Annotated in this window: 18 protein-coding genes and 1 other annotated feature; of the genes, 8 read left to right on the forward strand and 10 right to left on the reverse strand. The window is 42.6% G+C overall.

Translation table 11 applies throughout. From position 1 onward, the window contains the following. Nucleotides 1–114 precede the first annotated feature (114 nt). Nucleotides 115–1,038, forward strand: a complete 924-nt coding sequence (locus tag BUB77_RS08340; protein WP_073274761.1) for a LysR family transcriptional regulator — start codon at nt 115–117, stop codon at nt 1,036–1,038. Here BUB77_RS08340 and BUB77_RS08345 read toward each other — a convergent pair. The 5 genes from BUB77_RS08345 to BUB77_RS08365 all read right to left on the reverse strand — a co-directional run bounded on the left by BUB77_RS08345 (nt 1,022) and on the right by BUB77_RS08365 (nt 7,843). Next, on the reverse strand, nt 1,022–1,978 hold the full coding sequence (locus BUB77_RS08345; protein ID WP_073274763.1) for a tRNA dihydrouridine synthase: 957 nt from the start codon (nt 1,976–1,978) through the stop codon (nt 1,022–1,024). The genes BUB77_RS08340 and BUB77_RS08345 overlap by 17 nt on opposite strands. Before the next feature lie 65 nt (nt 1,979–2,043). Next, nucleotides 2,044–2,550, reverse strand: a complete 507-nt coding sequence (locus tag BUB77_RS08350) for an NUDIX hydrolase (RefSeq protein ID WP_073274765.1) — start codon at nt 2,548–2,550, stop codon at nt 2,044–2,046. A 39-nt stretch (nt 2,551–2,589) separates the two neighbouring features. Then, nucleotides 2,590–2,982 (reverse strand): pyridoxamine 5'-phosphate oxidase family protein, encoded by a 393-nt coding sequence (locus BUB77_RS08355; RefSeq protein ID WP_073274766.1) that lies wholly within the window; start codon nt 2,980–2,982, stop codon nt 2,590–2,592. Nucleotides 2,983–3,340: 358 nt separating this feature from the next. Then, on the reverse strand, nt 3,341–5,794 hold the full coding sequence (leuS, locus tag BUB77_RS08360) for a leucine--tRNA ligase (RefSeq protein ID WP_139241138.1): 2,454 nt from the start codon (nt 5,792–5,794) through the stop codon (nt 3,341–3,343). A gap of 37 nt (nt 5,795–5,831) precedes the next feature. Beyond that, nucleotides 5,832–6,188, reverse strand: a binding site (T-box leader). Nucleotides 6,189–6,469: 281 nt separating this feature from the next. Beyond that, nucleotides 6,470–7,843, reverse strand: a complete 1,374-nt coding sequence (locus BUB77_RS08365) for a choice-of-anchor A family protein (RefSeq protein WP_073274768.1) — start codon at nt 7,841–7,843, stop codon at nt 6,470–6,472. Between the two features lie 204 nt (nt 7,844–8,047). Between BUB77_RS08365 and BUB77_RS08370 the strand changes: the two genes are divergently transcribed. After that, nucleotides 8,048–9,361 carry a glycosyltransferase gene (locus tag BUB77_RS08370; RefSeq protein ID WP_073274770.1) on the forward strand — a complete coding sequence of 438 codons (1,314 nt, stop codon included), beginning with the start codon at nt 8,048–8,050 and terminating at the stop codon, nt 9,359–9,361. A 60-nt stretch (nt 9,362–9,421) separates the two neighbouring features. Here BUB77_RS08370 and yaaA read toward each other — a convergent pair whose 3' ends face one another. Further along, nucleotides 9,422–10,171: a peroxide stress protein YaaA gene (gene yaaA / locus BUB77_RS08375; protein WP_073274772.1), complete on the reverse strand. Its 750-nt coding sequence runs from the start codon at nt 10,169–10,171 to the stop codon at nt 9,422–9,424. A 19-nt stretch (nt 10,172–10,190) separates the two neighbouring features. Next, nucleotides 10,191–10,769 carry a GNAT family N-acetyltransferase gene (locus BUB77_RS08380; RefSeq protein WP_073274774.1) on the reverse strand — a complete coding sequence of 193 codons (579 nt, stop codon included), beginning with the start codon at nt 10,767–10,769 and terminating at the stop codon, nt 10,191–10,193. A gap of 186 nt (nt 10,770–10,955) precedes the next feature. Here BUB77_RS08380 and BUB77_RS29840 point away from each other — a divergent pair, with 186 nt between their 5' ends. The 3 genes from BUB77_RS29840 to metE all read left to right on the forward strand — a co-directional run bounded on the left by BUB77_RS29840 (nt 10,956) and on the right by metE (nt 15,110). Continuing rightward, a complete protein-coding gene (locus BUB77_RS29840) occupies nt 10,956–11,126 on the forward strand; it encodes a hypothetical protein (protein ID WP_170866616.1) in 171 nt (56 codons plus the stop codon). Nucleotides 11,127–11,689: 563 nt separating this feature from the next. Further along, nucleotides 11,690–12,829 carry a 5-methyltetrahydropteroyltriglutamate--homocysteine S-methyltransferase gene (locus tag BUB77_RS08385; protein ID WP_073274776.1) on the forward strand — a complete coding sequence of 380 codons (1,140 nt, stop codon included), beginning with the start codon at nt 11,690–11,692 and terminating at the stop codon, nt 12,827–12,829. A 10-nt stretch (nt 12,830–12,839) separates the two neighbouring features. Beyond that, nucleotides 12,840–15,110 (forward strand): 5-methyltetrahydropteroyltriglutamate--homocysteine S-methyltransferase, encoded by a 2,271-nt coding sequence (gene metE, locus BUB77_RS08390; protein WP_073274777.1) that lies wholly within the window; start codon nt 12,840–12,842, stop codon nt 15,108–15,110. A gap of 237 nt (nt 15,111–15,347) precedes the next feature. Here metE and BUB77_RS08395 read toward each other — a convergent pair whose 3' ends face one another. Both BUB77_RS08395 and BUB77_RS08400 read right to left on the reverse strand, forming a co-directional pair. Continuing rightward, nucleotides 15,348–15,899 carry a Rossmann-fold NAD(P)-binding domain-containing protein gene (locus tag BUB77_RS08395; RefSeq protein ID WP_073274778.1) on the reverse strand — a complete coding sequence of 184 codons (552 nt, stop codon included), beginning with the start codon at nt 15,897–15,899 and terminating at the stop codon, nt 15,348–15,350. A gap of 180 nt (nt 15,900–16,079) precedes the next feature. Further along, nucleotides 16,080–16,793, reverse strand: coding sequence for an SDR family NAD(P)-dependent oxidoreductase (locus BUB77_RS08400; protein WP_073274780.1), 714 nt, complete (start codon nt 16,791–16,793; stop codon nt 16,080–16,082). A 298-nt stretch (nt 16,794–17,091) separates the two neighbouring features. On the opposite strand from BUB77_RS08400, the gene BUB77_RS08405 reads away from it, so the two are divergent. From BUB77_RS08405 to BUB77_RS08415, 3 genes are all read left to right on the forward strand, one after another. Beyond that, nucleotides 17,092–17,739 carry a ThuA domain-containing protein gene (locus BUB77_RS08405; RefSeq protein WP_073274782.1) on the forward strand — a complete coding sequence of 216 codons (648 nt, stop codon included), beginning with the start codon at nt 17,092–17,094 and terminating at the stop codon, nt 17,737–17,739. A gap of 258 nt (nt 17,740–17,997) precedes the next feature. Further along, nucleotides 17,998–19,269 (forward strand): uracil permease, encoded by a 1,272-nt coding sequence (uraA, locus tag BUB77_RS08410; RefSeq protein WP_073274784.1) that lies wholly within the window; start codon nt 17,998–18,000, stop codon nt 19,267–19,269. A 489-nt stretch (nt 19,270–19,758) separates the two neighbouring features. Then, on the forward strand, nt 19,759–20,655 hold the full coding sequence (locus BUB77_RS08415; protein WP_073274786.1) for an AraC family transcriptional regulator: 897 nt from the start codon (nt 19,759–19,761) through the stop codon (nt 20,653–20,655). On the opposite strand, the gene BUB77_RS08420 is transcribed toward BUB77_RS08415, so the two are convergent. Continuing rightward, complete coding sequence (locus BUB77_RS08420; RefSeq protein ID WP_073274788.1) at nt 20,647–22,206, reverse strand: sensor domain-containing diguanylate cyclase; 1,560 nt, start codon at nt 22,204–22,206, stop codon at nt 20,647–20,649. The genes BUB77_RS08415 and BUB77_RS08420 overlap by 9 nt on opposite strands. Nucleotides 22,207–22,343 lie beyond the last annotated feature (137 nt).

Raw genomic sequence — 22,343 nt, forward strand, 5'->3', positions numbered from 1 at the left:
TTCCGAACAAGTTCAGCGATTTTTCGAACAAGTTCAGCGATTTCCGAACAGGCTTTGTTAAAATCCGGTTATGTGATATAATATTCCTATTCAAAAATGGCAGGAGGCAGGCTTATGACCTTGCAGCAATTAAAGTATATTATTGAAATCGTAAACTGCGGTTCTATTAACGAAGCAGCCAAGCGGCTGTTTATCACACAGCCCAGCCTGTCCAATGCCGTAAAGGAGCTGGAGACAGAAATCGGCTTTGACCTCTTTTTGCGAACTCCCAAGGGGATTACCCTATCCGTAGACGGAGCGGAATTCTTAGGCTATGCCCGCCAGGTCGTGGAACAGGCGGGGCTTTTGGAACAGCGCTACTTAAGCAAAAAACCTTCCAGACAGCTTTGCTCCATCTCTACCCAGCACTATGCCTTTGCCGTCAATGCCTTTGTAAATCTGATCAGGGAAAGCGGGTCAGACGAATACGAATTTACCTTGAGGGAAACCAGAACCCATGAAATCATAGAGGATGTTAAGAATTTGCGAAGTGAAATAGGAATTCTGTATAAGAATCCCTTTAACCGGAAGGTAATTGAGAAGCTGCTGCGGGAAAACCGCCTGGTCTTTCATCCCTTGTTTACGGCAAAGCCCCATATCTTTGTCAGCTCCCAGAACCCTCTGGCAGACAGGCCCTTTGTGACCCTTGAAGATTTACAGGATTATCCTTATCTTTCCTTTGAACAGGGAGAATATAATTCCTTTTATTTTTCCGAGGAAATCCTTAGCACCGTATACCGGAAAAAGAGTATCCATGTCAGTGACAGGGCTACTCTTTTCAATCTCTTAATCGGCCTTAACGGCTATACTATTTCCACCGGTATTGTCAGCGCAGACCTGAATGGGGATAATATCAAATCGGTTCCGCTGAAAGTGGAGGATGAAATTCAGGTGGGCTGGATTGCCAACCATCAGATACAGCTCAGTATGCAGGCGGGAGCCTATATCCGGGAATTAAAGGCAGTGATACAGCTTTATGGGCTTACCTTGACAGAATAACAGGCTCTTCTATTTCCTGCTCTCCAAACAGCCTGTTTACAGCTTCTTCATAGTCCCTTAGCTTCTCGGCCTTTTTTATCTTTTTCAAATATTTTTCATAATCCGTAAATAAAGCGGCCATGTAAATCCATATTTCCTTCATTTTAAATAGGACATTCCTGTCGCCAAAAAGGATTTCCTGATACTCTTCATATATCCTGTCATGAAATTCCCTTACTCTTTCTTTGCCGGGCTGTTTCTTTTCCTCTATCAGCTCTATCAGTCCCGGATTGGTAATCAGCCCTCTTCCCAGCATTATTGTCCCGACCTCTGGGAATTCCTGTATGAATTCCAGATAATCTCTCAGCGTAAAGAGGTCCCCGTTATAGCAGACAGGATTCCTGCTGGTACTCAGGGCATCCAGGAACACATCCTTATTGGGCTTATTCTTATAATAATCCTTCTGCACTCTTGGATGAATGATAAGCTCTTCCAGAGGGTATTTGTTGTATATCCGAAGAAGCTCATAAAATTCCTCCGGAAATTCTATTCCAATCCGTGTCTTTATGGATATCTTCATTACGGGATTTGTAAATATTTCTTCCAGAAACCTGTCCAGTTCTTCCTTACGGGCCAGAAACCCCGAGCCCTTATACTTTGCTACCACTGTCCCGGAAGGACATCCCAGATTCAAATTGATTTCCTCATAGCCCAGCTGCTTTATCTTTTGTGCGGCACGGATAAAATCTCCCGCATTATTGGTAAGCAGCTGTGGAATCAATACCTGCCCTTTGTTGTTCTCCGGCAATATATCATTAATATCTCTGTTTTTAAAGGCTCCGTCCTGGTTGGTGGTGATAAAAGGGGAAAAGTATTTATCTACCTTACCAAAAAAAGCATGATGCGCACTCCTGTAAATATAGCCTGTAATTCCCTCTAACGGGGCAAAATAGAACCTCATAGACTCTGCTTTCTCCTTTTGGCAAACACATATAGAGTAGAGTATATCTGAAAGGCCGCCGGAATTCAAATAAATTTTATTATTTCTTTCAGGGCACAAATCTCTCTGGAAAGAAATATGTTACTGTGCTCCATCTCCCTTGCGAATATCTCCTCATTCAACTTTAAAGCCTCCCTGGCTCCGATAAAAACCGGCTGAAAACCTAATTCCGCCTCGTAATCATCCAGCTGCTGTTTCTCCCCTTCCCTGAATATCTCACAGAGATAGTATGCAGAGGTCATGCGAAATACTGACTCAGGCTCGCAGGCATCCTTATAATTTTCGATAATCTCACCAACCGGCTCCCTAACCTCTGTTACTCTAAACCCTGTTTCTTCCTTTACTTCACGTACCAGTGCCTCCCTGTCATCTTCCTCTGCCTTTCTACCGCCGCCTGGAAATTTATAATCTCCCCTGACCGTTTTCACCAGAAGCAGTTTATTTTCCAAAAGGATTACAGCCCGCACAGCCTCTCTGGTATTTATTTTTCTTCCCGCTATATCCTGAAGGCCCAATTGGTGTTTAAAATACATACTTCTATCCTCCTTCTTTTAGCTTATATGCTCTTAACGCTAAAAGTTCTCGGTAACTACCTCTCCTCCCAGGGAAATAATCCTGGCAGCGGCATCCTTTAAATACCATACTTCCGTATTTCCGTCCCCTGCTTTATACATATTCTGCAAGGAAGGATATTCATCTAACATGCTCTGCTGAGCCTCGAGACGTTCATCTTCCACAGCTGTTGCTTCCAGACGAATCCATTTATCCCCGATAAAGGCACTGATTTCAATATTGGGGTTTGCATGCATTTGTTTTGAAACTTTTTTTATCTTACCGGTTTGAATGTAAAGCTTACCTTCAAATATATGAACTGTTCCAAAAGGTCTTACTCTGGGCCTGTCTCCATCAATAGTTGCAATATAGTAGGTTCCGCATTTTTTTAGAAATTCATATGTCTTTTCCATTATTTTATCTCCAATCATATTTTGATAAATAAAATTTTACTCATTTCTTATCTGCTTTACAAGTAATTCTTTTGGATGAAAATGCTCCTTACAGTTATGCCGTGCCGTCTGTATACTATTAAAATGTTATGAATACTTTGATTTCTAATTATTTTAATCACGTTATCTTTTTCAATATTCATTTGCAGGTGAATTACCGGCTATCGTTGTCATTTAAAAAAACAGTATCAGAACAGCACAACCTGACTGGATTATTTTATCATTTGTTTGTCAATAGCGGGGTTCCCATTGTCGATGACTATGCCTACCATCCGGATTATTTTATCTTTTGTTTCCTAATAACCTGTCAGAACATTCATCAAGAAACTACAATATTTATAAGCCTGGCTTTTACATATATTATCCTGCGTACTGTTCTACCCTCCAATTCAGCAATAATTTCTTTTTGGTTCAGTGCCTGCATTTTAATCGCTTCTTCCGTTTCATGGCTTCCAATACTGATTTTACATCTATTCTTACTGTTGATTTGTACAACAATTTCCACGGCATCGCCTTCCGCCTTACTATTATCAAATACAGGCCAGCTGCTGTCGAAAACAGAACCTTTCATACCAAGCTCTTCCCACATTTCCTCTGTAAAATGAGGCGCAAAAGGAGCAAAAAGCTTAATGAAACAGGTAATCAGCTTAAATTCAAAGGCAGTACTTTCCTTTTTCTCAGATTGGTATTCCACAATGACTCTACGGAATTCCATTAATCTTGCAATAGCAGTGTTGAACTGAAATTTTTCAAGTTCCTGGGTGACGGCCTTTATAGCCCTGTGCTGCATCCTATCTATTTTTTCATCAAAGCCTTCCTCATAATTTCTTCCCTTCATCCCGGTTTCTTTCTTTCGCTCCTGAAAATTCTCAACCATCCTGGTTATTCTATCAAAAAAATCTTTCACAGCTTTGATACCGTTATCCTTCCAGGTTCCTCCCTCCTGATAGGAAAAGCCAAAGGAAAGATAGGTGCGGAATACGTCTGATCCATATTCCTCTATATATCCATCCGGCGAAATGGTATTTCCTCTTGACTTGCTCATTTTCTGTCCATCTGGACCAAGTATAATTCCCTGGTGTACCAGAGACCTGAAAGGCTCTGAACCCTCTACAAACCCCATATCTCTTAAAGCCTTATAAATAAACCTGGCATATAATAAATGCATGGCAGCATGCTCTATCCCTCCTACATATTTATCAATGGGCATAAACTGTCTAGCCTTTTCAATATCCCAGGGTGCCTTCTGGTTATGAGGGTCCAAATATCTTAAATAATACCAGGAAGAGCAAACAAAGGTATCAAGAGTATCTGTTTCCCTTTTTGCCGCTCCGCCGCAGCAGGGGCAGACTGTATCCGTAAATTCCTTATTTCCCGCAAGAGGTGACTCACCTCCTGGTATAAAATCCACTTCAAAAGGCAGTGTTACAGGAAGCTTTTCTTCAGGAACGGGTACTACTCCGCATTTTTCACAGTATACTATAGGTATCGGGGCTCCCCAGTAGCGCTGTCTGGAGACCAGCCAGTCTCTTAACCGGTAATTTGTTCTGCTGGCTCCGGCTTGCCTCAGAGATAAATCCGCTGTAATTTTCTCTCCGGCCTTTTCCGAAGACAATCCCGTAAATTTTCCGCTGTTCACCAAGATGCCTGCCCCTGTAAGGGGAAGACGCTCTCCCCCTTTACTTCTTTCTATTACCTGTAAAATGGGCAGCTGATATTTCACCGCAAATTCATAATCTCTGGTATCATGGGCAGGTACTGCCATGACAGCCCCTGTTCCATAACTGGCAATAACATAGTCACTAATCCATATAGGTATTTTCCTGCCGGTTAAGGGATGTATTCCCATGGCACCTGTAAATACTCCTGTCTTCTCCTTCATGGCAGAGGTTCTGTCCAGTTCTGTAAGCAAAGCAGCCGCTTTTTGATATTCTTCCACTTCTTTTCTCTGTTTCTCGGAAGTAATTGCCGGAATGAGGGAATGCTCAGGGGCCATCACCAGATAAGTAACTCCCATTAAGGTATCAACACGGGTAGTATAAACCGGAAGCTTTTCTTCACATCCTTCTATTTCAAACATAACTTCCGCTCCCTTGCTTTTCCCAATCCAGTTACGCTGGATAGCTTTCGTTTTCTCCGGCCAATCCAGAGAATCCAATCCGCTTAACAATTCTTCTGCATACTCGGTAATACGGAAGAACCATTGTGTTAAATCCTTTTGAATGACCTTGGAGCCGCAACGATCGCATTCTCCGTTCTTTGCCTGTTCGTTGGCAAGTACTGTCTGGCAGCTGGGACACCAGTTGACGGGGGCTTTCTTTTGGTATGCAAGCCCTCTATGATATAACTGAAGAAATAACCACTGTGTCCATCGGTAGTATTCCGGCTCACAGGTCTTTATCTCATAATCCCAGTCATAAGTGGCACCGATTGTTTTAAGCTGTTCTTCCATTGTTCTGATGTTCTCTTCGGTGGAGGTCTTCGGGTGAATGCCACTGGTAATGGCATAATTCTCTGCCGGAAGGCCGAAGGCATCAAAACCCATAGGGTGAAACACCTGATATCCCTGCATTCTCTTCATCCTTCCCCAAATATCAGGAATGCCGAAATTCCACCAGTGGCCTATATGCAATTTGGCTCCGGAAGGGTAAGAGAACATCTCCATCAAATAAAGCTTTTCTTTGGCGGAATCCGGCTGAAAGCGGTAAATTCCGGACTCCTCCCATATTTTCTGCCATTTAACATCGGTTTTCCTTGAATAGTTGATACGCATAAAAAATCTCCTTCCATATGAGAATCCCCCTTACGTTTTAAGAGACGAAGGGGGATTTCGCGGTACCACTCTTATTCATGCCGATGCATGCACTCTATTGATACAGACTGCCAGGCATTATCAAAAATCAATATCCAAAGAGCTTATCTGCAAAAAATAAAACCTCTATCCCTGCAAGAGACAGAAGTTCTTCTGCTATACCACTCTTTATTATTTTTCGATACATCAGTAGTCTATATCTATCCCCTGTAACGGTGGGCTTCCGTCTTAGCCTACATCTATGTTCAGCCAGCTACTCCAAGGCGAGTTCAACCTCTTTAAAATCCTGTTTCACACCACCCAACAGGTCTCTGATCTTTCTCTAAGGTCTACTATTCCTTTTCATCGTATTTCATTTAATTTCTAAATAATAGCATATATTTTTTTCGAAATCAAGTTTTAATATTTAGTTCTTCAAGCAGTTTTAATATTTAGTTCTTCACAGCAAATACATGAGACCAAATAATGGATATACACAGAGGACCAAGGAGGTTGTTTTGGAGTTTTGTCTCAAGAGGTTCCTTATGACACTAAAAATGCTCCTTCCAGTTACGTTATTTACCAGCTTATAAGTGGAAGAAGCATAAATATTGAAATTCTGCCGCTGCTTAACAGTATTTTATAAGAGCCTGCCGGTTAGCAGCCAAAGTTTTCTATAAAACTATAATCACAATGAGGGCAATAATAGTACATGGAACAGGCATAATTCCATACAACCAGCTCATGGGCACAGCATGGGCAGAAGGTCATACTGTAGTACGGATATGTTGTCGTCGTACTGCTTGTTGTACTACTGTTTGTTGTTGTGCTACTGCTTGTTGAGGTACTGCTGCTCGTTGATGTACTGCTGCTTGTTGAAGTACTGCTGCTTGTTGAAGTACTGCTGCTTGTTGAAGTACTGCTGCTTGTTGAAGTACTGCTGCTCGTTGATGTGCTACTGCTCGTTGATGTGCTACTGCTCGTCGTACTGCTGCTTGTTGATGTGGTACTGCTTGTTGTTGTACTGCTCGTGGTTGCACTGCAATCCACCACCGGAAGGCATCCGTTAAAGAGATAATTGTGCACTTCCGTATGATTGGCGGCATCTCCATTTGGCAGATATCCATCAACTATCACGTTTCCCTCTATATTACCACCGGTCGTATAGACCGTAGCATTGGGTGCGAATACGGTTCCCTGGAAACTTCCATTTGCTGTCAGTATGGTTTCAGCATGAAAGAAGTTCCAGAATATAAGCCTCTTTTGAGCAATTATCGGTACGACTCCCTGCTGCAGTTGATTACAGGAATCTACTGAAGGTACCGGTAAAGCTGCCGGTACATTTGTGCTTCTTAGAATCCCGTAATTCCCGAAATTAACTGTTTTACCCTCTACATTTATCAAAATAGTAGATGCTCCCGGTGCAATAATCGTAAGGCTTGAGATGGTCTCAAAGGTGTTATTCCCCGAGCCGGCTACATTGGCGGGAGGTGCCACACTATCCGTACTTATATGAAAAATATTGATGTCCTTGTTCAAACCTACAAGAAATACATTTCCAAAACAATTAATCACAATTGTGGTACCTTCCGGACTGAATTCATCTGCCCACCTGCCTGCTGCACATTTAAAATATTGAAAGGCTGCTTGAAAGTCAACCGGCAAATCACCTGTTATTACAGGCTGCTGACCAGCTTCGGCATTATTGTAGGAAACACCTGTTACGTTATAGCTTCCTATGAATGACATAACCGTATTACCGCTGATATTTTCTCCGTTTGTCCATACTAAATCGCCGCCGACCACCAGTGTAGGGTCCGTCCCGTAAGCCGGACAGGGAGTAGCAGGTGGATTGCATAATGCTGAGCCTACACCAAAGGAAGAAAATACCGCATTTCCTCCAATGGCTGCCCTTCCTTCGATATCACTGTTATTTTGCACTGCATTTGAAAGGGTAAACAGATTATACTCTGAAGCCTGGGCCAAATCCGCACACTGCTGTAATATTCTTGTTTTTCTAAATATTCTCATAATGACCCCTTTCCCGGGTTAAAAAGATTCTATGATATCAAAGCAGCTTCTTTGCTGCCATATCATTTTATGACAGCAATTTACAAAATGTGCCAATCTGTCTTTGATGCATCTTTACCCTTTCACTCTGCTGCCATCATTTCCCTTTCTAATAAGCCTGGCCTCCTGCATATCCTATAGTAAGCAAAAAGACAGGTAAGTACAATGAGAATAGGTATTTTGACAATGTTCAACGGTCTCGCCACCATATATTCCCTGGTAAATGTAGTAGCCGACCATATAAAAATGCTGCTGGAGCAGGGAATTGAGGTCAGGCTGCTGGTAAGTGAGGACTTAAAGGAGGAAGAGCGCTGGGGCATCTATCTGGACCCCAGAATTGAATGGGTAAAGGTATGCAACCATTATCAGGATAAACAGATAATCTGGCACGATTACAGTTCGCCTAAGGCAGTAATCCATGATACTTTTTTGGAAGAAGCAGAGACAATCGGAAGGGATCTTACAGATAAACTACAGGGGCTGGATGTGTGCATGCTTCATGATATCCTCTTTCAGGGCTGGCACCTGCTTCACAATGTGGCTGTACGATACGCTGCAGAGCGCCTGCCAGGGCTCCGCTTTATTGCCATGACCCATTCCCTCCCTGACGAAAGCCAGGTGGGAAACCAGGTGGCATGGCCCCATTCCGCCAGATATTCACCTCTTCCCAATACCGATTATGTCTATCCTACCAGCTGCGGACTGAAAGCCTTATCCAGACAATACCGGGTTCCCATGGACAGGTGCCATGTACTGAACAATTCCCTTGATATCCTGGACAATATGTGCGGGGAAGTAAAAGCACTGGGCAGACAGGTAGACCTTCTTAGCCCCGATATCCTGATTGTTTATCCCGGAAGGTTCACAACAGGCAAAAAGTTTGAAAAGGTGGCTATGCTGGCCGGTGCTTTAAAAAGTATCAGTACTTATGAGATAAAAGTTATTTTTTGTGAGTTTCCGTCCATGGATATTCCTGTAGCCCAATATAAAAAACAAATCAAAGAAAAGGGTATGTACTTCGGCCTTAAGTCAGATGATATGATTTTTACCAGTGATTACGGCTTTCCTAACGGCTTGCCACGGTATGCGGTTCTGGATTTGTTTACACTCTCCAACCTCTATATCTGCCCATCCTATTCCGAATCCTTTGGTCTGACAGTATTAGAGGCTGCCAGCAGGGGCAATTATCTGGTGCTGAATGAAGCAGTTCCAGCCTTAGAGGAGCTGGGAAAAGATTTAGGAGCCTGCTTCTTACGTTGGGATGCCAGAAACTTTGGATTCTCCACCGAAGAAACCTATTCCCCCAGCGAAAAAGCTTATTATGAAGATAACGGCAAAAGAATCCTGATGGCAATGGAACATAATAATATTGTCACTGCAAGGATGAATATACGTAAAAAATACAGTCCCAAATGGATTTATGAAAACCAGTTAAAAATGCTGTTACCTGCACCGGTTAACAAAGATTTTTCTTCCTGACAAAAAGACTGCCGTGGCTTGCTTGTTCAAAAGCCACGGCAACCTTCGTTTCCGATAATTTTATTTCTTACCCTTTAGAAAAACATAGGTATTTCTATTCGACAGTTCCTTTGAATATGTAAATTGAAGCCTGTCAAATTCTCTTAACTTCTTCCTGTCTTCTATCCGGTTTTCCGCCATAAAACGTACCATCTCTCCCCTTGCCATCTTTACAAGGGTTCCCTTTTCCACGACCTTACCGCCTATCAGCTCCCCGAAGATACAGGTGATATAGTCTGCTTTCTCCGGTAAATAAGCGGAAATGCATTTGCTGTATTCCGCGGAAGCCAGGTTGATAATACAGCTGCTCTCTGAAAAAAGCTGCTCGGCTAACCGCTTATTCCAGAATTCATACAGGGAACGGCAGCCGCTGACGGTTAATCTTGCCTGCATTTCCAGCCTGTATGGGACAACTCCGTCAAAAGGGTTTAATAAACCGTAAAATCCTGATAGAATCCTAAGATGCTCGTTAATATAGGCAAGCTCCTTTGACTCAAAAACATGGGGTGCCATATACTGGTACTGGATTCCTTCATAGGAAAGGACGGCCGGTGTCAGATTACGGCACAAATCCATCTTTTCAAGCCTTTCATAATTGCAGGCTGCAATTTTATCATTACAGTTCCACAGCTTTTTAGCTTCCTCATAGCTTAATTCCCTTAAACGGGACAGCAGAATACCGGTATCCTCCATAAATCTGGGAAGTCCATGATATTCAAGGGTATCCGTGTCTGTTTTCATTTTTTTGGCAGGTGATATTATAATTCTCATTGTTTCCTCTATTTAACACTTATCCTTTGAAATAATCTTCTTTTAACATTCCATATATTCTGGTATCAAAGTATTCACCGTTATAGCTAAAATCCTCACGCTTTACACCCTCCAGAACGAATCCGGCTTTCTGGTACACCCTTTCGGCTCTTGGATTAAAGCTATATACCTCCAGCCCGATTTTATGTACTTTAAGCTCTGTCATTCCATACTTTATAAACATGGAAATCGCTTCTGTCCCAAATCCCTTATTGCACCCACTCTGGCCCATTAAAATCCGAAAGTTGATATTTCCGGTGGATTCATCATATTCATTGAAAACAACTTCTCCCACCAGTTCCCTGCTTTTCTTATCAACAATTGCCAGGTCCAGACGGTCATCCTTATCATTTCGGCTCTGGTACCATTCCTTTATTGGCTCTGCTTCTTCCGGTTCCTCTGCCTCCTTATCATTGGTAACGGAGCCGGTTAAACGCCTTAATTCAGGTTCTGCTATTATTTCCACCATTCTTTCCCAGTCATTTTCTTCAAAGGGCCTTAAAATGACCTTCTCTCCTTCAAGAACAGGTTTATAACTAAAATCAATCTTCTGATACATACTCTCTCCTCCTGTATACTTTTAAGTGATTAACCGGACAGCATATAGTATTGCTGCCATTGCTGCCTTGAACAATTAAAGATATCAAACTGTTTTTACGGTTAAATCATAGCTTCAAGGATATCATCATCTTATAAAAATAGCAAGACTTAACAGTCCGGGCACACGGCAAGCAAAAGGAAGTCTATGGAAGCGGACGATGACCAAGGGGGGTGTTTTGAACTTTTGTTACGCGAGAACCCATATTCCACTAAAGCGGCAGAAAACGTAACTGGCAGGCAAATCAGTGCCAAACTCGCTGTAACAACTATGGCTGTGTTAGTTATCAAGCTCAAACAGTGGCACTGCTTTACCTAGTCACGTTTCCTGCCGCTTAAGTGTCATAAGGAACCTCTTGAGACAAAACTTCAAAACAACCCCCTTGGTCATCTGTGTATATTCATTATTCGGTCTTATGCGTTTGTTGTGCCCAAAACCCCAAAAGCCTCCAACAACACAACAACTGTCCAAGAGTTTATTGCCAATCCCAGATGATTTTGGCTTACCTTTCGTAATTTTCTATTGAGGAGTTCCCTAATGACACTTAAATGGCGGCAGCTGTTCCTAGGTAAAATTATACCACTGTCTGAGCTCACAGCCCTGCACAAATACAACCTTCCAGCGAGTTTGGTATAATTTTACCTGCCAGGAACAGCTGCTGGCATTTTAGTGGAATTCGAAACCCCGAACGAGAAAATCACGAAAGGTAAGCCAAAATCATCGTCCGTTCCCAATCACACCGGAAGCAGAACAGTTTTTTGTGGAAGTGTAATCCAGGTTATAGTTTCTAACTATATATCAATATAATTTTAATGTGTTACCTTATAATCTTTTTCTCATGCTATACTGATAAAAACTTCAGAACAGGGAGGAAACTTTTTATGAGTATAACAACTGAAAAAATAACCAAACGGACAACTGCCCCCTTTCGCTATGATATTGTCGGAAGCTTTTTACGCCCCCAGGCCATCAAGAAGGCAAGGGAGGATTTTGCCAAAGGAGAAATCACCCAGGCAGAGCTTTCAGTAATTGAGGATGAAGAAATTCGGAAGCTGGTTGCAAAACAAAAGGAGATTGGGTTAAAATCCGTGACGGACGGGGAGTTCCGCCGCAGCTACTGGCATCTGGATTTTTTCTGGGGCTTTGACGGGATAGAGCATACGATACAGGAACATGGCTATTTCTTTCACGGAGAAGAAACCAGAGCGGATTCTGCAAGACTTTCCGGGAAGCTCCGTTTTACAGACCACCCCTTTCTGGCTCATTACCGTTTCTTAAAGGAAGCTGCCGGAGAAGATGTACTGGCAAGACAGACCATCCCATCCCCTGCCCAGCTTTTAGCAGAGCTGGTCAGAGGGGAGAACGAAAAGGCAGTGGATGAGTATTATCCCAATCGTGAAGAACTCTTTGAAGATATCTCAAAGGCCTACCATGATATTATTCTGGCATTTTATAACCTTGGCTGCCGGAATCTGCAGCTGGATGACTGCACCTGGGGTATGCTTTGTGACAGGGACTTCTGGAGCCTCATGGCCGGGGAGGGATATGACGTAGAGGAGCTGAAGGAGCTCTACCTTCGCCTGAATAATGAAGCCATTAAGGACCTGCCTTCTGACCTGACTGTTACAACACATGTCTGCCGCGGAAATTATCACTCCACCTGGGCCAGCTCCGGCGGCTACGATTCCGTAGCAGAACCCCTTCTTGGAAGAGAGAATGTTTCTGCCTACTATCTGGAATATGATACGGACCGTGCCGGTGATTTCACCCCCTTAAAGGAAGTCTCCGGTGAAAAATTGGTTGTACTTGGGCTGGTATCCTCAAAGACCGGAGCACTGGAGGATAAGAAGCAGATAATAGCCCGCATCAACGAAGCGGCCCGCTACATTTCCCTCAACCGTCTGGCCCTGAGTCCCCAGTGCGGCTTTGCTTCCACCGAGGAAGGAAATATCCTTACAGAGGATGAACAGTGGAAGAAGCTTCGCTTTATAAAAGAAATTGCAGAAGAAATCTGGGGATGAGGAGAAGAAAATGTACACATCAGTAATCGGATATCCAAGAATAGGCTCCAACAGGGAACTGAAATTCTTAACGGAGGACTATTTTAAAGAAAATATAACAGAAGCGCAATTACAGGAAAATGCAAAGCACCTGCGCGATGAGCAGTGGAAGCACCAATATGCTTCCGGAATTTCCCTGATACCTTCCAATGATTTTACTTTTTATGACTGCATGCTGGATACTGCCGTATTGCTTGGGGCTACTCCAAAACGGTATAGTGATTTGGGCTTAAGCAGCCTTGATACCTATTTCGCCATGGCAAGGGGATACCAGGGAAAGGCAGGGGATGTAAAGGCCCTGCCCATGCGTAAATGGTTCAATACCAATTACCACTATATTGTACCGGAGCTCTCAGAGGATATCCATTTTTGCCTGTCCGGCAGCAAGCCCTTTGACGAATTTCTGGAAGCGAAAGCACAGGGAATCCTGACGAAGCCTGTACTAATCGGCCCCCTCACCTTCCTGAAGCTTTCAACCTATACCGGAGAAAAGGATTTTTCAGCTCTTGCCGATGAATTAACGAATGCCTATAAAGAGCTTCTTCTCCGCTTTAATGAGCTTGGTGCCGAGTGGATTCAATTTGACGAACCAATTCTTGTAACAGACCTTGATGAAAAGGATATTTCCCTCTTAAAGCAGCTCTATACTCCTCTGTTAAAGCAGAAAAGGAGCATAAAGCTTCTGCTGCAAACATATTTCGGCGATATCAGGGATTGCTACAAGGAAGTCACGGAGCTGGATTTTGACGGCATCGGACTGGATTTTATCGAAGGAAATGAGAATATTTCTCTGATTGCAGAGCATGGCTTTCCAAAGGATAAGGTACTTTTTGCCGGAGTTGTATGCGGCAGGAATATCTGGCGGAACCACTACGAAAATACCCTGCAGACATTGGCCGCTTTACAAAAAGCTGCCCCTAAGCTTGCTGTCAGCACCTCCTGCTCCCTGCTCCATGTCCCCTATACAGTGGAAAAAGAGCTTCAACTGCCGGAAGAAATACGAAAATATCTGGCCTTTGCCATGGAAAAATTAAAGGAGCTTGCCGAACTGGAAATATTAATTCAGGACGAGGACTTTACAGGGAATCCTCTGTTTACGAAAAATGCAAAGCTCCATAGCCAACGGCCGGACAGAAGTGATAAGGATGTACAAGAACGTATAAAGCTCCTGTCAGATAAGGATTTTGTAAGAACTCCGTCCTTACAGGAACGTGAATTATTGCAAAAAGAAGTATTAAGGCTGCCGCTCCTTCCTACTACAACAATCGGCTCCTTTCCCCAGACCAGGGAGGTAAAAACAATCCGCTCCCAATACAAGAAGGGTGAGCTTAGCTTTTCTGAATATCAGAATAAGCTTCAAGCCCTGATTGCAGACTGCATTTCCCTGCAGGAGGAGCTGGGGCTGGATGTCCTTGTCCACGGTGAATACGAGCGGAATGATATGGTGGAATTCTTCGGTGAAAACCTGTCGGGATTCTTATTTACCACACAGGGCTGGGTACAGTCTTACGGCACCCGCTGTGTTAAGCCGCCCATTATTTGGGGTGATGTTAAAAGAGTCTCCCCTATCACTGTGGAACTGTCAAAATATGCCCAGAGCCTGACTGTTAAACCGGTAAAAGGTATGCTGACCGGACCTGTTACAATCCTGAACTGGTCCTTTCCAAGAGAGGATATAAGCTTATCGGAAATAGCCCTGCAGATAGCCCTTGCCATTCGTGATGAGGTGCTGGACCTGGAAGCCTCCGGTCTTTCCATAATACAGGTGGATGAAGCTGCCTTAAAGGAAAAGCTTCCCCTTCGCAGAGCAGACTGGCATACCGGTTATCTTGACTGGGCAATTAAGGCCTTCCGCCTGGTACACAGCGGAGTAAAGGCCAGGACACAAATCCACACCCACATGTGCTACAGTGAATTCAGCGATATTCTAACAGATATCGATTCCATGGATGCGGATGTAATTTCCTTTGAAGCTTCCCGCTCCAGCCTCACTATCCTGAATGCCATTAAAAGCTCCCATTTTCAGACTGCGGCAGGCCCGGGTGTATATGATATCCATTCGCCCAGAATCCCATCTACGGATGAAATCGTAATTGCCATTCATACCCTGCTTCAAAATATCCCTGCGGAAAAGCTCTGGATCAACCCTGATTGCGGGCTAAAAACCAGAGGGGTGGAAGAAACTGTTCCCAGCCTTAGGCACATGGTCGAAGCAGCAAAGCAGGTACGAAAGGAATTATAAAGATTTAATTGATATTACCACAGATATTACAAGCTGAAAGTACTACAAGATGTAATCTTTATGAAAACAGCTTTCATGAATAGCTTAATATAATGCAGGCCTCTTGAGAAAACACGCTTCATAAAAATAGGCCGCTTGAAATACCTGCTTCTTGAAATACCAACTACTTGAAAGTATAAAAAGAAGGCCAGACTCTGTAAACTTACCGGAATCTGACCTTCTTCTGCGTTTTTACTTTTACCAGGGATATTCCCGTTCGTATTTATCTCTGATAACAATTCTCTTCTCATCGGAATGCTGATGGGATTCTTCCTCCATGCTTCTGTCCTGGAGCATATACCCTGCCGCATAGGAGGCTTCTGAAAGCTCACTGTAATCCTCCACTGCAAACAGCCGGAAGGTAAAGCCAAGAGGATTCAGGCGGTTAAACAGAGTTTTTACCGCCATATTGCAGGAAGCGGAAACTATCCTCTCCCAATGGCCTCCCGTCCTTGTATTGTTAATGCTGGAGTCCAACGAAGTAACAAAGCAGAGCCGTTTTTTCCTCCCCTTTTCCAGTAAGGGCAGATATTCTGAAACCTTCCTTAGCAGCTCCAAAGCCGTTTCATCATATGCTTTTAATAAGGCATTATAATCCATAGCCTCACATGCAGGCGGATGTATGCAGTACACAAAGATATCCACTTCTTCACTTTCCTCTATGACCTCATGCCCGGCCTTTTTGAAATCCCTCTCAAGCTCTTCCATAAAGGAATCCGCCCTTCCCTCCAATACAATCTTATATCCCATAGTAACCTCTTTCCTGTATTACTTTTATTATCACGTTATCCCCTGCATATCAAAGGCAAACTTGCCTGCAGTATCACACGTTATCTCTTTCAATATTCACTTAAACATTTAAATGCACCACATATTAAATATTCATATAGTATCTAAGCTGTAAGTTTGTTTTCATTACTGATTTCCAGTTTAAAACGGCCACACTGCAAATTCATTATCATACATTTTCAGAACATCCTCATGCACAAGATTCTGGGCAAAAAATTGACAGGCAGATGCTGCTGATTCTTCCGGCTCATACTTTCCAGCCTTACTTTTTCTGCCGGACATATAGGATTTTACCCAGCCGGGGTGATACAGACGGAAGGTATAACCCCGGGGATTTAATTCTTCAAACAGCAAGCGGACAGCCATATTAAGGGCAGTTTTTGACATTGGATATACATAGCCCTCCTGGCGGTGGCACACACTGATGCTGCCTGCTTCCGAGGATACAAAGCACAATCTTTTTTCCCCTCCTCTTTCCAATAAGGGTAAAAAAGCATGTACCATACGCAGTGCTCCCAGGCAATTGGTATTATACATGGCTAAACCTCTCTCCAATTCCTCCAATTCGTAAATATCCCCGGCAGAGCCTGCAATTCCTGCATTATTCACAAGCATATCAATAGAATCCGTTTCCTTTGCAACCAGATCAAAGGCATTTTTAACGGATATATCGTTACCTACGTCCAAGGGTATAATATAAAGACCTTCATCGTACTCTTTCTTTAAATCTGCAAGTTCGCCCCATTCAGCCATATACTGGCCTGCAAATACCTTATAGCCTTTTTCTAAAAATTCTTTAACAACCGCTAACCCAAGCCCTCTGTCAGCTCCTGTGATTACAGCAGTTTTTCCCATAATTTCACCTCTTGTTTACCACAAGCTTATTTGCAGTACTGCTGTCAACCAATACCAAGCAGTACCTCCATAGAATGCAGCTTTCTATACCGTACTTCGAGTTTCAAGCGTTCCTTACTCTTCCTTATCTTACCACCACCCAGCTATGAAATCAACAAAGGCCGGCGGTTATAAGCCCTATTGTACAAAGATGGGTATCCGAGTATAATTTAGCCCATCGACTTCTTTCCTGTATTTGGATATACTGTTGGCATGGACCTATGAAAATATGAAATCCGAATCTGTAAGGAGTATTTGTATGATTGACGTATTACTGTTATGCGATGACCTTTGGCACCCCGCCGAGGTTATTGAACTGGGCATTAAGCCCCTTATGAACCTTTATAACTTCACTGTAATTAAAACAGCCAAGGACATCCTGACCCCTGAAATGATAGCAAAGTACCCTGTAATCATCTGCTGCAAAGGAAATGCCGTGAATTCCTCCAATTCTTCTCCCTGGTTTGAAGAAGGCGTTACAGAGGTCTGCCCGAAAGAATTTGAAGAATATGTAAGGAAGGGAGGCGGCTTTCTTTCCCTTCATTCCGGCAATACTTCAAAGGAAGGTGACGCCTACACCGATTTTACAGGAAACTATTTCGTTGGCCATCCTCCCCGTTGTACTGTGGATGTGAAGATAACAGCCTCCCATCCCATCGTTGATACCGTCAGGGATTTTACTGTCAGAGATGAGCACTACAATATCAAATTAACGGCTCCCGATGCTGCTATCTTTATAAAGACCTATTCTGAAAGCGGCGGAGAACAAATCGGAGGGTATACAAGAAATATGGGAAAGGGCCGTTTGTGCGTATTGACTCCCGGCCATACTCTGAGTGTCTGGCAGCAGGAGGATTTCAAGCAGCTCCTGTGCAATGCCATTAACTGGTGTGCTGGAATAATCTAAGACTTTTAATATTATCACACTGGTATAGTTAAACCCCATAGGAAAAATCCGTAAACAGGAATAAGCCATAAAATAGACCCTTACCCCTTTGTAGGTTATATACAGGGTAAAATTGGACACCCAGTAATAATATAGCTATTATTTATATTTTCTGGGAATTAAGTGGGGAGAAATTCAAAAAATTTTAAAATTTGTTGTAGAAATCTGCTTAAGTCCGTGTTATACTACTCAAGATAAATATGAAGGAGGTTTTTTTTTGTGGAAAACAAAAGAATTATTCAAGTAGAAGAAAAGGTAGAACCGAAGCTGCTGGTACCTTTATCGATTCAGCACATGTTCGCAATGTTTGGGGCAACTGTTATGGTTCCAATTCTCTTCAATATCAATCCGGCAGTGGTACTGTTGATGAATGGTATTGGAACATTACTATTTATTCTTATTACAAAAGGCAAAGCTCCCGCTTATCTCGGTTCCAGCTTTGCTTTTCTTGGGCCCGCCGGTATTGTTATTACTACATGGGGTTATCCTTACGCACTGGGCGGTTTCATCGCAGTTGGTATTGCAATCTGTGTGCTATCTTTCATTATTTATAAGTTTGGTGTCAAATGGATTGATGTTGTACTTCCCCCCGCAGCCATGGGACCTGTGGTTGCACTCATTGGTTTAGAACTTGCTAAAACCGCCGCTGAAAAAGCCGGTCTTATCCCCCAAGACAAAATTCCTATCGATTCCAAAAATGTTCTTGTCTTTCTAGTTACCTTAGCAGTTGCCGTATTTGGTAATGTGCTCTTTCGTAAATTCTTTGCCGTAATTCCCATATTAGTAGCAATTATTGCAGGATACATTGCAGCACTTTTTACAAAGGTTGTAACGATAAGTGAAGTTAGTCAGGCACTCCACACACAACTCTTTAAAATGCCTAATTTCCAGCTGCCAAGATTTAAGCTTGAAGCTATCATTATGATATTCCCGGTTATCTTAGTTATAGCCTCCGAACATATAGGGCATCAGATTGTTACCAGTAAAATTGTTGAAAGAGACCTCATCAAGAATCCCGGCCTGCACCGTTCTCTGTTAGCAGACGGTATCTCCACCATGCTCTCCGGTTTTGTTGGTTCTGTTCCAACCACCACTTATGGTGAGAACATAGGCGTTATGGCAATGACAAAGGTTTATTCTGTACAGGTTATTGCCGGTGCCGCTATCCTTTCCATCCTATCATCCTTTATTGGGCCGGTTGCTGCCTTAATACAGACAATTCCCGGACCTGTTATAGGAGGAATTTCCTTCTTACTATACGGTACCATAGGAGCATCCGGTATCCGTCTTCTGGTAGACGCTCAGGTAGATTACAGCCGCAGCCGTAATCTGGTACTGACCTCTGTCATTTTCGTTACAGGCTTATCCGGAGTGGCATTACAGCTAGGTAAGGTCACCTTACAAGGTATGGTACTTGGATGTATTGTCGGTATGGTACTTTCTCTGTTTTTCTATTTCTTAGAGAAATTCCATTTAACAAACGAGCAGTAATATCATAGTCATTACTATTCTGTTAGAATATTTCAAATATAAAGAAGATAATGCTTCCGGCTAAACTACCTGGGGCATTATCTTCTCTTATGTTCCTGCATGCATCTAAGCCATTACTTTGCTGCTTAATAATACTTAAAAATAGCCCGACACAAATGTCTCGTTTAAAACCCACAGGCAGTTTGCACAAAATAGAAAGCATGAAGGCGCCTATGGAAATGTATTAGAAGTCCTTTTCTCTGAAGCTTTTGTGCTATATCATCAAACAGATTGTCTGAGCCCACGAGTTATCTGTTTGATGATATGTCCAGCACAAAAGCTTCAGAGAATTAGGACTTCTTATACATTGTAATCGAAGCCTTCATGCTTTCTATTTTGTACAAACTGCCGTCCCCTTTTGAAAACCTTCCCTTTTATCACTCAAATCAATTCATATTGTGTATTTTCAATTTCACATCTGTGTATTATAATGAAACGGGGGTGAATCACATGTCTAATAACTTAATTTATCATGATACCGGCGAAAAGTTATTCCAGAACGGTAATTCCATCTTTATAAACTACATAACCGAAAATCCCGAGCCGCATTTGCATGTCCATGATTTTATTGAGATATCCTATGTGGCTTCCGGTTCCGGCATTCATATTCTGGGAGATAAGCAATACGATGTAAACAAAGGGGATTTATTTCTCATTAACTACCATATACCACATGAATTCCGCTCCTTTGCTTCCTCTGACAGGGAACCCTTAAAGGTCTATAACTGTGTGTTTAAGCCTGATTTCATAGATGTCAACCTGATTGACTACAAGGATTTTAAAGATGTAATCCACTATCTTTCCTTTCGTTCTATTTTTTCCCTGGCTCCTGACAGTATGGGCGATTTAAAGCTGTCAGAAGGTGAAAATCCTGCCTTTGAGGATATTTATCACAAAATGCTGAAGGAATTTACCGAAAAAGAAGATGGGTATGCAGAAATCCTTCGTGTATACCTAATTGAGTTTCTTATTAAAATTTTCCGCTCCCTGAAGAATTCGCCAAATAATAAAACCGGCATGATAACGCACCATGCCAGTCTTATTGAGCAATCCATTCAATATCTGAAACAAAACTATAATGTTACTGTCAAGCTTTCCGACTTGGCTTCCAGGTCTTTTTTAAGCCCTACTTATTACTGTAAGCTCTTTAAGGATTACACCGGCCTTACGATTTCCGAATATGTTCAAAGGCTTCGGATTGAAGAAGCCTGCCATTTACTTAAAACTACCGACAGCAAGATTATTGTAATCGCCCAACAGGTGGGCTACAGTGATATCAAGCATTTTAACGAGGTCTTTAAAAGACTAACCGGCACCACGCCAAGTGCCTATAAAAAATCACATTGAGGAGGAAAAAGGCTCCCTGTAAAGGCTCACCCTGTTTTTCCCCTCTTTCTTTGATTGATACATTGCTGCATCCGCCCGCTTTATAACCTCTTCAAAGCTTTCATCCTTCTCATCAAAGTATGCTATTCCAAGGGATATGGTCGGACTTATGACTTCCTTTTCCTGCTGTATTCTTAAATCCGATATGGCTGCTGCCAGCTTTTCAGCAGTGTAAACAGAATTCTCTTCCTTCAGCCCGTGAAAGATGCCTACAAATTCATCTCCGCCCCAGCGTATCAGGCAGTCTGAGCTTCGTATCACCTGGTACACCCTGTTTACAATTTCAATCAGCACCTTGTCTCCCACATCATGTCCAAAATTATCGTTGATTCCTTTAAAGCTATCGACGTCAAACATAAAAATGGCCGTATCTGTTATCCTTTTCCTCTTAAATTCCTTAAACTCCTTTACCAGTTCCAGGGTGCCAAACCTGCGGCTATAGGCTTTTGACAGAACATCCTTATTCATTTCCAGTTCCATCTGCCTGCTGATATCTTTTGTATACAGCCGTTCAAGTGACAGGAATAAAAACAGGCTGAATGCCACAAATATAATCATCAGCGCCACAAGGGTTATCATTTGACCTCTCACCGCTGCCATACTCTTGGCATTGGTATGGTCAATATATTGCCGGATGTCATCCAGAGGAATCCCCATAGCAATAATCCAGTTAAAGTCCTTATACAATTTGGCATAGGTCAGCTTTTCCGATACGTCATCACTGTTCAGCTCTTTAAAATAATACGTAAAGAATAATTCTCCCTGCGCTTTTACGCCCGCCAATTCCTGTGCATAGGGGCGGTTTCCCTTGATGTCCGTCATGTCGGTTGACAGATATGTTCCTTCTGTTTGGGGAAGATTGGGATGCACCCGTCTGATGGCATAATCCTTTCCTCCTGCATAGTTGATGATTTCATTTACCCAGACATAGGAGCCATTGCCAAATTTCATATTTCTTATTTTATCTGCCGCCGCTTCTTTTACTTTGTTATCCACATATTTCCTGCTTACACCGATAAGCCCATAGATTGGGCCGTGGGTTATAATCCGGTAATACAGCAGCTGTGTTTTTACTGTCTTCAGATTTTCATTGATGTCCTTCTTTACTATATCTGCCGGATCATAGATAACCTTTTTGCTGCTGTTATTCCATAAAAAGACGGTCCACTCGTTTTCATTGATATCCCGGGAATAGTCGGAAGCGAACCAGCGTTTAAAATAATCTGTGTACTCTTTTTCCGGCAAATTTTGCCCGGATAAAAGAGTCTCATATCTTTTATCGATATTTTTCTGATAATAATCCCGTTCCTTTTTCCTGTCCAATGTGATATCCTGAATGATGTTATTGACCGTATCCTTCAGGAACAGTTTACGCATTTTCGTTATCGTAATCCGGGTTTCATCCCGATATACCTCATTGATCCGCTGATAGGATATCCAGAAAAAAACACCAATTATCGTACAAATGGCAATTATCATTATGGTACTGGCAATGGTATGCCTTTTAATCATTCGGAAATCACCCCATAATTTCTATAAACATCATTAAAAAGTCCCTGTAAAACTGAAATAACGCTGTAAAGGCTTAACTATATTATAGGCTTGGAAGGAGAAAATATACTTTTAAGAGTACCCTTGCAGGCTTACCG

The organism is Anaerocolumna jejuensis DSM 15929 (assembly GCF_900142215.1).
Lineage (GTDB): Bacteria > Bacillota > Clostridia > Lachnospirales > Lachnospiraceae > Anaerocolumna > Anaerocolumna jejuensis.

Bases quoted from the DNA above. Each gene is read 5' to 3' on its own strand.
- BUB77_RS08340 (WP_073274761.1), top strand. From the start codon at position 115: ATGACCTTGCAGCAATTAAAGTATATTATTGAAATCGTAAACTGCGGT.
- BUB77_RS29840 (WP_170866616.1), top strand. From the start codon at position 10,956: ATGGAAGCGGACGATGACCAAGGGGGGTGTTTTGAACTTTTGTTACGC.
- BUB77_RS08350 (WP_073274765.1), bottom strand. From the start codon at position 2,550: ATGTATTTTAAACACCAATTGGGCCTTCAGGATATAGCGGGAAGAAAA.
- BUB77_RS08345 (WP_073274763.1), bottom strand. From the start codon at position 1,978: ATGAGGTTCTATTTTGCCCCGTTAGAGGGAATTACAGGCTATATTTAC.
- BUB77_RS08415 (WP_073274786.1), top strand. From the start codon at position 19,759: ATGTCTAATAACTTAATTTATCATGATACCGGCGAAAAGTTATTCCAG.
- BUB77_RS08365 (WP_073274768.1), bottom strand. From the start codon at position 7,843: ATGAGAATATTTAGAAAAACAAGAATATTACAGCAGTGTGCGGATTTG.
- BUB77_RS08380 (WP_073274774.1), bottom strand. From the start codon at position 10,769: ATGTATCAGAAGATTGATTTTAGTTATAAACCTGTTCTTGAAGGAGAG.
- metE (WP_073274777.1), top strand. From the start codon at position 12,840: ATGTACACATCAGTAATCGGATATCCAAGAATAGGCTCCAACAGGGAA.
- BUB77_RS08355 (WP_073274766.1), bottom strand. From the start codon at position 2,982: ATGGAAAAGACATATGAATTTCTAAAAAAATGCGGAACCTACTATATT.
- BUB77_RS08400 (WP_073274780.1), bottom strand. From the start codon at position 16,793: ATGGGAAAAACTGCTGTAATCACAGGAGCTGACAGAGGGCTTGGGTTA.
- BUB77_RS08420 (WP_073274788.1), bottom strand. From the start codon at position 22,206: ATGATTAAAAGGCATACCATTGCCAGTACCATAATGATAATTGCCATT.
- BUB77_RS08405 (WP_073274782.1), top strand. From the start codon at position 17,092: ATGATTGACGTATTACTGTTATGCGATGACCTTTGGCACCCCGCCGAG.
- leuS (WP_139241138.1), bottom strand. From the start codon at position 5,794: ATGCGTATCAACTATTCAAGGAAAACCGATGTTAAATGGCAGAAAATA.
- BUB77_RS08395 (WP_073274778.1), bottom strand. From the start codon at position 15,899: ATGGGATATAAGATTGTATTGGAGGGAAGGGCGGATTCCTTTATGGAA.
- BUB77_RS08385 (WP_073274776.1), top strand. From the start codon at position 11,690: ATGAGTATAACAACTGAAAAAATAACCAAACGGACAACTGCCCCCTTT.
- BUB77_RS08370 (WP_073274770.1), top strand. From the start codon at position 8,048: ATGAGAATAGGTATTTTGACAATGTTCAACGGTCTCGCCACCATATAT.
- yaaA (WP_073274772.1), bottom strand. From the start codon at position 10,171: ATGAGAATTATAATATCACCTGCCAAAAAAATGAAAACAGACACGGAT.